This window comes from Paraburkholderia sp. PAMB 6770 (assembly GCF_057748135.1).
This window is the reverse complement of the sequence record NZ_CM173238.1, coordinates 2,539,657-2,552,530: the sequence shown is the minus strand read 5'-3', so window position 1 is coordinate 2,552,530 and position 12,874 is coordinate 2,539,657. Positions and strand designations below refer to the sequence as shown.

The 12,874-nt window shown below is 70.7% G+C and carries 10 protein-coding genes; 5 read left to right on the top strand and 5 right to left on the bottom strand.

What is annotated here, in order from left to right:
• Positions 1-119 precede the first annotated feature (119 nt).
• A complete protein-coding gene (locus tag AC3AP7_RS11515; protein WP_475762926.1) occupies positions 120-752 on the top strand; it encodes a TetR/AcrR family transcriptional regulator in 633 nt (210 codons plus the stop codon).
• Positions 753-875: 123 nt separating this feature from the next.
• On the opposite strand, the gene AC3AP7_RS11510 is transcribed toward AC3AP7_RS11515, so the two are convergent.
• Positions 876-2,153, bottom strand: a complete 1,278-nt coding sequence (locus tag AC3AP7_RS11510) for a polyhydroxyalkanoate depolymerase (RefSeq protein WP_475762928.1) — start codon at positions 2,151-2,153, stop codon at positions 876-878.
• Between the two features lie 280 nt (positions 2,154-2,433).
• Complete coding sequence (locus AC3AP7_RS11505; RefSeq protein WP_475762930.1) at positions 2,434-4,251, bottom strand: glycoside hydrolase family 15 protein; 1,818 nt, start codon at positions 4,249-4,251, stop codon at positions 2,434-2,436.
• 287 nt (positions 4,252-4,538) lie between these two features.
• Between AC3AP7_RS11505 and AC3AP7_RS11500 the strand changes: the two genes are divergently transcribed.
• The gene (locus AC3AP7_RS11500) at positions 4,539-4,784 is read left to right on the top strand and encodes a hypothetical protein (RefSeq protein ID WP_475762932.1); all 246 of its coding nucleotides are present in this window, start codon (positions 4,539-4,541) and stop codon (positions 4,782-4,784) included.
• 15 nt (positions 4,785-4,799) lie between these two features.
• Here AC3AP7_RS11500 and AC3AP7_RS11495 read toward each other — a convergent pair whose 3' ends face one another.
• Positions 4,800-4,952, bottom strand: coding sequence for a DUF3096 domain-containing protein (locus AC3AP7_RS11495; protein WP_475762934.1), 153 nt, complete (start codon positions 4,950-4,952; stop codon positions 4,800-4,802).
• A 129-nt stretch (positions 4,953-5,081) separates the two neighbouring features.
• On the opposite strand from AC3AP7_RS11495, the gene AC3AP7_RS11490 reads away from it, so the two are divergent.
• Complete coding sequence (locus tag AC3AP7_RS11490; RefSeq protein WP_475762936.1) at positions 5,082-6,392, top strand: lactonase family protein; 1,311 nt, start codon at positions 5,082-5,084, stop codon at positions 6,390-6,392.
• Between the two features lie 29 nt (positions 6,393-6,421).
• Here AC3AP7_RS11490 and AC3AP7_RS11485 read toward each other — a convergent pair whose 3' ends face one another.
• Positions 6,422-10,336, bottom strand: a complete 3,915-nt coding sequence (locus AC3AP7_RS11485) for an FtsK/SpoIIIE family DNA translocase (protein WP_475762939.1) — start codon at positions 10,334-10,336, stop codon at positions 6,422-6,424.
• Between the two features lie 174 nt (positions 10,337-10,510).
• Positions 10,511-11,074: an META domain-containing protein gene (locus AC3AP7_RS11480; protein WP_475762940.1), complete on the bottom strand. Its 564-nt coding sequence runs from the start codon at positions 11,072-11,074 to the stop codon at positions 10,511-10,513.
• Between the two features lie 176 nt (positions 11,075-11,250).
• Here AC3AP7_RS11480 and purT point away from each other — a divergent pair, with 176 nt between their 5' ends.
• Positions 11,251-12,465 (top strand): formate-dependent phosphoribosylglycinamide formyltransferase, encoded by a 1,215-nt coding sequence (purT, locus tag AC3AP7_RS11475; protein ID WP_475762942.1) that lies wholly within the window; start codon positions 11,251-11,253, stop codon positions 12,463-12,465.
• A 172-nt stretch (positions 12,466-12,637) separates the two neighbouring features.
• Positions 12,638-12,841, top strand: coding sequence for a DUF6726 family protein (locus AC3AP7_RS11470; RefSeq protein WP_475762945.1), 204 nt, complete (start codon positions 12,638-12,640; stop codon positions 12,839-12,841).
• The last annotated feature ends 33 nt before the right edge of the window (positions 12,842-12,874 follow it).

The following is a 12,874-nucleotide window of genomic DNA, read 5'->3' as shown; positions in this document are numbered from 1 at the left end:
TCGCTTTTCAGCGACCGCAGAACGCTGTTTTTCGACCAGGACGCGCCCGTTCGACGCCGCCGGCGCATCCGCAGGGCAGGTAGCGCGACCCGGACAACGCGGCTCACGATGATGCCACCATGAATCAGCCGAAAATCAAAAGAGATCCTGAAGGCACGAAACGGCGCATTTTGCTCGCGGCGGCCGAGGAATTCGCCAATGGTGGGCTGTTCGGCGCGCGCGTCGACCAGATCGCCCGGCGGGCGGAAACCAACGAGCGCATGCTGTACTACTACTTCGGCAGCAAGGAGCAACTGTTCACTGCGGTGCTGGAGCATGCGTTCGGCGCGCTCACCGAGGCGGAGCGCTCGCTCGACCTGAACGGCGTCGCGCCGGTCGAGGCGATCACGCGGCTCGCGCATTTCGTCTGGGATTACTACCGCGATCACCCGGAACTGCTGCGGCTCGTGAACAACGAGAACCTGCACGAAGCGCGCTACATGCAGAAGTCCACCCGCATTCGCGAAATGATCTCGCCGATCGTGGCGACGCTGGGCGGCATCCTCGAACGCGGCCAGCGCGCCGGGCTGTTCCGGACCGACGTCGACCCGCTGCGGTTCTATGTGACGCTTTCCGGCATGGGCTACTACATCGTGTCAAACCGCTATACGCTCGAGGCGACGCTCGGCCGCGACTTCAGCGCGCCGGCCGAGCGCAGCGAAATCGTGCAGATGAACACGGCGCTGCTGCTCGCGTACCTGCTGCGCCGCTAGCAGCCTCGCAGGGGCAGGCCGCGGGCCTCCCCCGGTTTCCCCGGACGCAAAAGGAAAACGGCCCCGCAAGGAGCCGTTTTCTTTGCTGCGCGCAACGGGATGCGCACGCAACCGATCGCGGCGTTACGCCTCGACCTTTTCCTTATGCGGCTTTTCGCTGCGGTTATGTTCGAGGATGAAGTCGCGCAACTGCGGATAGATGATCGTGCGCCAGCGACGCCCCGAGAAAATGCCGTAATGGCCGCACTTTTCCGCGGTGAAGTGGCGTTTGTGGCGCGCCGGGATGCCGCTGCACAGATCCTGCGCGGCGCGCGTCTGGCCGTCGCCCGAGATGTCGTCGAGCTCGCCCTCGATCGTGAACAGCGCGGTCGTGCGGATGTCCTGCGGACGCACCCGCTCGCCGTTGACGACCCACGTGCCCTCGGCAAGGCGAAACTCCTGAAACACGACGCGGATCGTGTCGAGGTAGTACGCGGCGTCCATGTCGAGCACCGCGTTGTACTCGTCGTAGAAGCGGCGGTGCGCCTCGGCGTCGTCCTCGTCGCCGCGCAGCAGGCTCTGGTAGTAGTCCCAGTGCGAGGCCGCGTGACGCTCCGGATTCATCGCGACGAAGCCCGTGTGCTGCAGGAAGCCCGGATAGACCTTGCGGCCCACGCCCGGATAGTTCGGCGGCACCGTGTGGATCACGTTGTTGTCGAACCATTCGAGCGAATGCTGGGTCGCGAGCGAGTTCACCGCGGTGGGGCTGTTGCGCGCGTCGATCGGGCCGCCCATCATCGTCATCGTGCGCGGGGTGTCCTCGCCGCGGCTCGCCATCAGCGAGATGGCCGCCAGCACCGGCACGGTGGGCTGGCACACCGAGATCACGTGCAGGTTTTTCGCGCCGATATGGCGAATGAAGGTCTGGATGTAGTCGACGTAGTCGTCCAGCGTGAATTCGCCTTCCTCCAGCGGCACCATGCGTGCGTCGATCCAGTCGGTGATGTACACCTTGTGGTCCTGCAGCAGCGTGCGCACGGTGTCGCGCAGCAGCGTTGCATGGTGGCCCGACAGCGGCGCGCAGACCAGCACGACCGGCTCGTCTTTCAGCTGGTTGACGGCGCCCGTGTCGTCCGCATAGCGCTTGAAGCGCAGCAGCCGGCAAAACGGCTTTTCGACGATCGTCTGTTCGACGATCGGAATATTGTGCCCGTCCTTGACGATCTGATGGAGGTTGAACTCGGGCTTCTCGTAATCCTTGCCGAGCCGGTAAAGCAGTTCGTAAGCTGCCGACAGGCGCGTGGCGCCCGGCACGTAGGCAAACGGGCTGGCCGGATTCGCAAAGGACTTCGACGTGGCCTGGGCCCAGGCCGTCAGCGGGCTCAGCAGCGCGCGCTGGAATTCATGAAATTGATAGAGCATCGGGGCTCCGGCGTATGGGGCTTTCGCATGGGGCGGCGCGGGCACGGTTTGGGCTGGCGTGCGGGCGGCCGTGACAGGTTTCTCGGGCGCTTGATTATCGACCAGGAGTGACGGTTGATCATATCGGACAAACCCCATTTGTGCAATGCAGCAACGGAGCGCCTCCTGGCCGCTAAAACGTCATGAGTTCATGGTAGCGACGAGGTTGCTGTGCCGCCATACGGGGTTCCCGCAGGGTCAAGGAAACGCGCTGCGTGCCGTCAGGAACCGTCACGAACCGTCATGTCCCGTTGCGTGCGGGCTGCCCGGTGGCCTTGGCCATTTCCTGCTCGTGTTTCATCAGGTTCAGGCCCGTATGGACCAGCGCGACGTGCGAAAACGCCTGCGGGAAATTACCGACGAGGCGCCCCGCGGCCGGGTCGTATTCCTCGGCGAGCAGGCCGAGGTCGTTGGCGAGCGCGAGCAGCCGCTCGTACATCGCCTCCGCTTCCTGCAGGCGTCCCTGCAGCGCGAGGTTGTCGACCATCCAGAAGCTGCACGCGAGGAACGTGCCTTCGCCCGGCGGCAGGCCGTCGTGGTAGTGGGTGGTGCGGTAGCGCATGACGAAGCCGCCGTGCATCAGATACTGCTCGGTGGCGGCGACGGTGCCGATCACGCGGGGATCGGTGGGCGGCAGGAAACCGACCAGCGGCAGCAGCAGCACGCTCGCATCGAGCTCGTCGCCGCCGTAGACCTGGGTGAACGCGTTGAGCGCCGGATTCCAGCTCTTTTCGCAGACTTCGCCGTGGATCTGCGCGCGCAGCGCGCGCCAGTGATCGAGCGGCGCCGGCAGCGAAAACGTCTCGGCCGACTTGATCGCGCGGTCGAACGCGACCCAGGCCATGACCTTCGAAAACGTGAAATGCTGGCGGCCGCCGCGCGTTTCCCAGATGCCTTCGTCCGGCTCCTGCCAGATCTTTTCGAGGTGTTCGAGCATGGCGCACTGCACGTTCCAGGCGGTGTCGTCCGCCTGCAGGCCGCCCACCCGCGCGAGATGCAGCGCGTTCATGACCTCGCCGTACACGTCGAGCTGCAACTGGCCCGCCGCGTTGTTGCCGATGCGCACGGGCTGCGCGTTCTCGTAGCCCGCGAGCCAGTCGATTTCCGATTCGGGCAGGCGCCGCTCGCCGGCGATGCCGTACATGATCTGCAACTGGTCCGGCGAGCCGGCCATCACGCGCGCGAGCCAGCTGCGCCAGGCGCGCGCTTCGTCGAAGTAGCCGCCGCGCATCATCGCGAGCAGCGTGATCGTGGCGTCGCGCAGCCAGCAGTAGCGGTAATCCCAGTTGCGGGTGCCGCCGAGCTGCTCGGGCAGCGAGGTGGTCGGCGCCGCGACGATGCCGCCGGTCGGCTCGTAGGCGAGCGCCTTCAGCGTGATCAGCGAGCGGCGGATCTGCGCGGCGTATTTGCCTTTGACGGTGCTGCGCGCGGCCCATTCGAGCCAGTGGTTCTCCGTGCGCGCAAGCGACGTGAACGGATCGCGCGCCGGCGGCACGCGCAGATGGGACGGCGCGTACGCGAGCGCGAACGGCACGCGCTCGCCCTCGGCGACGCTGAACGTCGCCACGGTGCGCATGTTCTCGCCGCGCAACTCGACCGGCGTGCGCAGGACCGCGGTGTCCGGCCCGACGATCGCCTTCACGCCGTTGTCGTGCTTCAGGCGGCTCACCCACGGCACCGAGAAACCGTAGTCGAAGCGCAGCACCAGTTCCATCTTCATCGGCACGGTGCCGCGCCGGCCGGTCACGATGCGCACGAGCTCCGACCAGCCGTTGCCGGGCGGCATGAAATCGATCACCGTGACCGCGCCCTGCGCGCATTCGTAGTCGGTCTCGAGGATCAGCGTGTCGCCGCGATAGCGGCGCGTGATGGTCGGGGGCGCGTCGGTGTCGGGGGTGAGAAGCCAGCGGCCGTTCTGCGCGGTGCCGAGCAGCGCGGCGAAACACGCGCCGGAATCGAACCGCGGCCAGCAGAGCCAGTCGATCGAGCCGTCGCGCGAGATCAGCGCCGCGGTGTGGCCGTCGCCGACGAGGGCATAGTCTTCGATGAGTGAGGGCATGGTTATTCGGGTTGGCGCGGCGCGTGAGCGCGGCGGGTTGGCGCAGCTTGGCGCAGGTTAGCGGAGCAGGCGAGCCGGGCATCCGGGATGCAGGCGCCCGTTTTTACCGGACCCGCGCAAACGCTTTTGGTTCAGCGGCGTCGCGCGCGGGCCTCAGGCGAGCTGTGCCTGGAAATTGTCAAACGGGCTGCCTAGAATCGGGACTGGGCCGGCTTCGCTGGGCGGCGCGCCCGCGCCGCGCGGCAGGCTTGCAATTTGCGCAAGATACTTTTTCGAGGATGAAAGCCATGCTGAACCCGTCGAAATCCGATTGCATTGCGATCCTGTCCGCCGCGAGCGAACTGAGCGGCGACGCGCTGCTGCCGCTCGATGCGCAGGGCCTCGGCATGTCGCGCAACGTGCTGCAGACCGCGGCGGCGTTTCTGATCGAGCGTGCGTGCTTCCGGCATTACCGCGCGGCGGACGGTCAATATGCCGTCGGCGGCCTGTCGCTGCAGGGGCGCCTGCGGCTCGAACAGCTGGCCCACGGCTGAGCCGCGCGGGCGCGCTCAGAGGTGGGACGCACCCATGCCGAACAGTCCGATGATGCCGATGATGATCAGGTAGAGCGCGACGATGTAGTTGAGCAGCCGCGGCATCACGAGGATCAGGATTCCCGCGATCAGCGAGACGAGCGGGCCCAGGCTGAAGGTGACGTTCATGAAAGCTCCACGAGGTGAGGCGCGCCGCAGGGCGCGCGCGACGGCGGTTCTTCTATACTGGCGCGCACGGTCCGTGCGCCGGCATGGCGCCGGCGCGGCACCGGTTCGATGATAGAGGGTTTCGCTTCCATGGTCTCGCACGATCCATCGCCCGCGTCGGGCGGCGCTTTTCATCTGCTGGTGGGCACCTATACCGGCGGGCGCAGCGAAGGCATCCACGTGTATCGCTTCGACGCAGCGCGCGGCGAGGTGCGGCCGGTGTCGGTCGCGAAGACGGTCAACCCGTCGTTTCTCGTGGCGAGCCGCGACCGGCGCCACGTCTACGCGGTCAACGAGTTGCCCGGCGACGACGCGCCGGCGTCGCTGCGGGGCGGCGTCAGCGCGTTTCGTTTCGATCCCCTTACCGGCGAACTCGCGTTCGTGAACGCGGTATCGTCCGGCGGCAACGATCCGTGCCATCTGGCGCTCTCGCCGGACGGCCGGTATCTGCTCGTGTCGAACTACTCGGTGGCGGCCGATCCGGGCGGCAGCCTTGCGGTGCTGCCGCTGCAGGCCGATGGCGCCGTCGGCGCCGCGGTGCAGATCCTGCGCCGGCCCGGACAGGGGCCGGTGCGAAGCCGCCAGGCGGCGTCGCACGTGCATTCGGCGGTGTTCGCGCCGGACGGGCGTCATGTGTTCGTGCAGGATCTCGGCGCCGACCGGCTCGACGTGTACCGTTACGTGCCGGGTGCGCCGGGTGCGCCGGGTGCGCCGGGTGCGCCGGGTGCGCCGGGTGTGCCGGGTGTGCAGGATGCGCAGGGTGTGCAGGGTGTGCAGGGTGTACCGGGTGTACCGGGTGTACCGGGTGTACCGGGTGCGCAGGGTGCGCAGGGTGTACCGGGTGCGGCCGCTGCGTCTGCCGGCTCGCCGCAGCCGCTTGCGTGCGCCGACGTGCTCGTGCCGGCCGAACCGGCCGATATCGGCATGCCTGCCGGCAGCGGGCCGCGGCATCTGCTGTTCGCGGCGCACGGGCGGCATGCGTATCTCGTCAGCGAACTGAGCGCGACGCTCGGCGTGTTCCGCTACGACGGCGGCACGCTCGCGCCGCTGCAGGAACTGCCGCTCGCGGCAGCGGGCTTCGACGGCGAGCAGGCCGGCGCGGCGCTGCACCTGTCGCCCGACGGCCGTTTTCTCTATGTGAGCAACCGCGGCGACGCGAACGAGATCGCGATCTTCGCGGTCGACCCGGACGATGGCCGCGTGCGTCCGGTCGGCCGGCAGTCGAGCCTCGGGCGGGCGCCGCGCGAGTTCGCGATCGATGCGGGCGGACAGTGGCTGATCGTCGGCAACCAGAGCAGCGACTGCGCGTACGTGTTCCGCCGCGACCGCGAGACCGGCCTGCTCGATCCCGCGCCGGCGCGCTTCGAGATCGGCGCGCCGGTCGACTTCAAGCTGGTCTAGCCGCCGCGCATGGCGGCGCGCGCCGTGCGTTACTCGGGTGCGCCGGGCGCGAGCACTTCGCGGCTGCCGTTGATGCCCATCGCCGACACGAGCCCGGCCGTCTCCATCTGCTCGACGAGCCGCGCCGCGCGGTTGTAGCCGATCCGCAACTGGCGCTGCACCGACGAGATCGACGCGCGCCGCGTGCGGACGACGAAGGCGACCGCCTCGTCGTAGAGCGGGTCGGCTTCGGCATCCGGCGCGTCGCCGAACAGGTCCTGCGCGGCGCCTTCGCTGGCCGGGCCGTCGAGAATGCCGTCTTCGTACTGCGGCTCGCCGAACTGCTTCAGATGCTCGACGATCCGGTGCACTTCCTCGTCCGCGACGAACGCGCCATGTACGCGCTGCGGGTAGCCGGTGCCGGGCGGCAGGAACAGCATGTCGCCCTGGCCGAGCAGCGACTCGGCGCCCATCTGGTCGAGAATCGTGCGCGAGTCGATCTTCGACGACACCTGGAACGCCACGCGCGTCGGGATATTCGCCTTGATGAGCCCGGTGATCACGTCCACCGACGGCCGCTGCGTCGCGAGGATCAGGTGGATGCCGGCCGCGCGCGCCTTCTGCGCGAGGCGCGCGATCAGCTCCTCGATCTTCTTGCCGGCCACCATCATCAGGTCCGCGAGCTCGTCGATCACGACCACGATGAGCGGCAGCGCGGCAAGCGGCTCGGGCGCCTCGGGCGTCAGCGAGAACGGGTTGCCGAGCTTGCGGCCGGCCGCGTCGGCGTCGCGCACTTTCTGGTTGAAGCCCGCGAGGTTGCGCACGCCGACCGCCGACATCAGCCGGTAGCGCTTCTCCATTTCGCCGACACACCAGTTGAGCGCGTTGGCGGCGAGCTTCATGTCGGTGACGACCGGCGCGAGCAGATGCGGGATGCCCTCGTAGACGGACAGCTCCAGCATCTTCGGATCGATCATGATGAGGCGCACGTCCTCGGGGGTAGCCTTGCACAGCAGCGAGACGATCATCGCGTTGATCGCCACCGACTTGCCCGAACCGGTGGTGCCGGCGACCAGCATGTGCGGGGCGCGCGCCAGGTCGGCGACCACCGGATGACCGGTGATGTCCTTGCCGAGCGCGAGCGTGAGCATCGACGACGAGTGCTGGTAGACGTCCGCCTCGAGGATCTCGGAGAGCCGGATGGTCTGGCGCTGCGCATTCGGCAGTTCGAGCCCCATGCAGGTCTTGCCGGGAATCGTCTCGACGACGCGGATCGACGTGAGCCCGAGGCCGCGCGACAGGTCCTTCATCAGCCCGACGATCTGGCTGCCGCGCACGCCGAGCGCCGGCTCGATCTCGAAGCGCGTGATGACCGGGCCGGCGCTCGCGCCGACCACCGTCACCGGCACCTTGAACTCCTGCAGCCGCTGCTCGATGACGAGGCCCGTGTCGGCGAGGTGCTGCTCGGAGACCGGTTCGACGCCCGCGTCGGCGCGCGCGAGCAGGTCGAGCGCCGGCAGTTCGACGCGCGAGGCGGCCGGCGCGTGGAATTCGAATACGGTCGGCGCGTGGCCGCGCACCGGGGGGCGCGCCGCGTCGTCGTCGGCGGCCGGCGGCAAGGCTGCTGCGGGCGCGGCGGCGGGGGTAAGGGGGGGGCTCACTGCGGTGGCGGCGGCGGAAGCAGCGGAGGCGGCGGAAGCGGAAGCAACTGAAGCAGCGGAGGCGGCGGAGGCGTCGTCGGGCGCGTGCAGGCGGGGTTCGGCCTGCTCGCCGGCGAGTGCTGTGCGGCGAGCGCCGGCGCCGGATTCGCGCGCCGCCGCGGATGCCGCGCCGGCCATCGCAGACGCACCGGGGAAGCGAACGACGTTCGATCCTGCCGTGAAGACCGGCGGTGCGGGCGTGTCGTGCCGATCCGCGTCGCCGGCCGTGTCGGCTTCGCCGGCGGCGGCGCCGAGCGGCGCGGTGGCCGGCGGAGTGGGCACGCGCAGCGTGTCGTGCGGCTGCGGCAACGCGTCGGCCGGGGCTGCGCTGTCTTCGTTGTCTTCGCTGTCCTGAGGATCCCACGGCGCGAGCGAGCGCTCGATGATGACCCGGGCGGCGAGCGGCGTGGCCGTCATGGCCGTCGGAGCCGGGGCTGGCGCGCGCGTTTCGGCCGACGCGGCGGGGGTCGGCGCGGCCTGCACCGGATCAGGCGACGTGAATGCCGGCGCCGACTCGGCTCCGGCTGCTGCTAATGCAAGCGTAGAGGGGGCGGGCAGATCCGATCCGTCTGTATTGGCGACTGTGCTGGCGCTTACGCTGATCCCCGCACCCGCACCCGCACCCGCACCCGCACCCGCACCCGCACCCGCACCGGAGGCCGCAAGCTGCCGTGCTTCTGCGTGCGCGTCTTCCCGGCGCGGAGGCGTGTCGTCGACGAGCAGTGTTGCACCGGCGGCATTCATTGCTTCCCGCGTGTGCTCATCCGGCTGCAAAGCGATGCGCGCCGCGCTGTCCTCGGCGCCGATGGGCCAGCGCACGACGTCGTCGGCCGGCGCCGCATTCGTCCGCGCATCCGCGCTGCCCGAGGCGGCCGGCGCCGGCGTGATCCTGGGCGCGTCGGCGCTGCTGCGCCGCGCGAGGCTTGCGCCGGCGATCGTCGTCCAGCGGGCCGCGTTCTCCTCGATCGTGCGCAAGGTCTCCAGCACGCTCGCGGCGGGCGCGGGAGGTTCGGCGCGCGGAGTGGCCGGCATCGGCCGCGAATAGCCGGGCGTGCGCAGGTACGCGCCGCCCGGTAGCCGGCTCGTCCGGGACGTCCCGGGCAGGGGCCGCGGCGGAACGGCGGTCGCGCCCGCGATGGCCGCGTTGCCGCGCGACAGGTTCGCGGCCGCGCCCGCGCGCGCGCTGCGCGTCGGCGCGGCGGCAGGCATCGTGGCGCTGGCCGGCGCGCCGGCCGACGCAAGCGCCGCGCGCCCGCGCGAGGCCCCGCTGCCCGTGGACGCAGGCAGGCTGACAGGGCGCGCGCGCGCCGCCGCTACGGCCGGCTGCAGCGGGTTCGGTCCGGCGCCCCCCGTGGCCGTGACGGTCGCGCCGGCCGCAGCGAGCGACGCGGCCTGTGCGGGCGCGCGCCCGGCCGGCGCGTGGGCTGCGCGAGCGCTGTTCAAGCTGCTGCCGCCATCACCGCCGCCATCACCGCCGCCATGACCGCCGCCATAACCGCCCGCCGCGCCGCCGACGCTGCGGGTCCGCGCCCGGGCGCCCACGTCGCGCAGCCAGCCCGGCGGCGCGACCGGTTCGCTGGGCGCCCATGGTTTGCCGGCAGCGGTGTCGTGCTTCGTCGCGCGGGCCCAGGCCCGGCTTGCGGCCTCGCGCGTCGAGGTGGCGGCGCGCGCCTGCCAGCCCGCGCCGCCCTCTTTCGATGCGCTCGCGGGAAATTCGCCGCCGGCCCCCAAGGGGCTGCGCTTCACGGCCGGCGGCCGCCAGACGGTCGGACGCGCATAGCGGCCCCGCTCGCGCGGCGCCATCGTATTGGTCGGCGTGGGACCGTAGGCCGGCGCGGCGTCATCGGGGAGGCTGCGCCGGCGCGCGTCGTCGTCGCGACGACCCGCCGCGCGGCCCGTGCCGAAGCCGAGTCCGAATGCGCCGTCCGCCCAGACGGCCACCGAGCGCCAGCTCATGCCGAGCAGCCAGGGCAGCGCCAGAACGAGCAGCGCCAGCATCGCGAACGGCGTGCCGTGATGGCCCAGCACCCGCGTCAGGCCGCCTGCGAGCACGCGGCCGAGCCCGTCGTGGCCGGTCATCGGCAAGGCCAGCGCCTCCAGCGTGCAGCTTGCCGTCAGCACGCCGGCGAAGCCGAGCCACAGACGGATCGCACCGGCGTCGCGCGTGCCGGCGTCGCCCGGCAGCAGGGACCGCGCGAGGCGCCACAGAAGAGGGAGGAACCAGACGGCGGATCCGCCGAACCAGCCGAAAACGACCGTGTGCATGCTAGACATCAACGAATGACGGGGCGCGTGGCCGCAACCCGTCGAGTTTAAACCGGTGGATCTGACGCGGCGGCGACAGCGGCGTGCGCGTGCGCCGGCACGACGGCGGCCCCGGTGGCCCCGGCGGTCCCGCGGGCACGGCGCGCGGGTCGCGCGGCGGAGGGCCGGAGCGTGTCATCGGGCGGCGTGCGCGAAGGTGAGCGTGGCGCCGTCGTCGAGGACCAGCAGCAGTTGCTGCGGGGCGCGCATCTGCACGCCGCTGCGCTCGATGTGCGCGAGCGCGTCGAGATACGCAGGCTCGAACTGTCCGCCGGGCGTGGCGCACGCCATCCGCGTGGCCGCGAGCGGGCCGAGTCCGAGCTTGCCGTCCTGCAGCGTGTACGGACCCGTGTAGCGGTTGCAGCCCGCAAAGCCGCTGGCGACGCGCCGGCCGGTCTGTGCCGACAGATCGAGCGTGACCGGTGCGCTGCCGTCATGTCCGGGCACCGCGCGCGGCGTGCCGTCAGCGTTCTTCCAGCCGACCAGTTGCCACGCGGTGTTGTCGAGCAGCTGCGTGGCGGCCGGGTTGAACGGATCGGGGGGCGGTGCGCTCGCGTCGGGATGCGTCGGCATCGCGCATGCCGCGACGAGCAGCGCCGCGCCGAGCGCCGCCGTCACGCTGCGCGCGAAGCGGCGGGGCAGCGTGACGCGCGCGGCGCAAGGACGCGCAATGCGTCGGACGGAAGGCGGGGTGAACATGACGGCGATCCTCTTCGAACAGACGAAGGCGTAAGGGTAACGCACCCGGGCGGCCGCATGCGAGCGCCGTCGCATGCGCGGACGCGCGCGGTTTGCCGCGGCCGGCGCGAAGGGTGCGCATGTTAACATCGCGCGTCAGGCCATTCCATCTGATCCGATATTTTTCTGGAGTTCCCATGCAGATCGGTCAACGCATCGGCACCCCGCTGTCCGCCTCGGCCACGCGCGTGATGCTGCTCGGCGCGGGCGAGCTCGGCAAGGAAGTGATCATCGCGCTGCAGCGTCTCGGCGTCGAGGTGATCGCCGTCGACCGCTATCCGGACGCGCCGGGCCATCAGGTCGCGCATCGCGCGCACGTGATCGACATGACGGACCGCGCGGCGCTGCGCGCGCTCGTCGAGCGGGAGCGTCCGCACCTGATCGTGCCGGAGATCGAGGCGATCGCCACCGACGCGCTGGCCGCGATCGAAGCCGACGGCCTCGCCGAGGTGATCCCCACCGCGCGCGCGACCCAGCTCACGATGAACCGCGAGGGCATCCGCCGCCTCGCCGCCGAAACGCTCGGCTTGCCGACCTCGCCGTATGCGTTTGCCGATTCCGTCGACGCGCTGAAGGCGGGCATCGCGCAGGTCGGCTATCCGTGCGTCGTGAAGCCGGTGATGTCGTCCTCGGGCAAGGGCCAGTCGGTGCTGCGCAGCGAAGCGGATGTCGAGCCCGCGTGGCAGTACGCGATGGCCGGCGGCCGGGTGAATCATGGCCGCGTGATCGTCGAGGGATTCGTGCAGTTCGACTACGAGATCACGCTGCTCACCGTGCGCGCGCGCGATCCGCTCTCCGGCGAGATCCGCACGTCGTTTTGCGAACCGGTCGGGCACGTTCAGGTGGCGGGCGACTATGTCGAGTCCTGGCAGCCGCAGCCGATGTCGCCGCGCGCGCTCGAGCGCGCGCGCGAGGTTGCTGGCCGGATCACCGCGGCGCTCGGCGGGCGCGGGCTGTTCGGCGTCGAGCTGTTCGTGCGCGGCGACGAGGTCTGGTTTTCGGAGGTGAGCCCGCGTCCGCACGACACCGGGCTCGTGACCCTGTGCTCGCAGCGTCTGTCGGAGTTCGAACTGCATGCGCGGGCGATTCTCGGCTTGCCGGTCGATACGTCGTTGCGCGCGCCGGGCGCGTCGGCCGTGATCTACGGCGGGCTCGACGAAGCCGGCATCGCGTTCGAGGGCGTCGCCGCCGCGCTCGCGGTGCCCGACGCCGACCTGCGCCTCTTCGGCAAACCCGAAAGCTTCGCGAAGCGGCGCATGGGCGTGGCGCTGGCGACCGGCCGCGACACCGACGAGGCGCGCGAGCGCGCGAGGCGGGCCGCGGCGGCCGTGCAACCGGTGTCGGCCCGCTAGCCGTGTGCATGGGCGCCGTGCGGGCGACGCCGGACGCATGCCGGGCCCGCGTTCACGCGCGGGCGGCAGCGGTGCGTGCGACGGAGATTGGCGCATGCGCGGGCGCATCCTTGGCCACATGCACGGCCGCATATTCGTCCACATGCATGGCCGCACCGCGAGGAGAGGCGACATGGCGTTGAGCAGACATCACGGCACGCGGCTGCGCCGCTGGGGGCGATGCGGCGCGCTCGCGCTGCTGTGCGCGGCGCTCGGCGGCTGCGGGCTTGCCGCGGCACCGTGCCGGATCGCGTCGGCCGGGTTGAAGATCGTGCCGGTCGTCGGCCATGTGGCGGCGGCGCCCACCGATGCGTGCGCCGATGCGATCGACCCATGACCGGCGCTTCCCGCGGGTTTCCCGCGCGCCCGC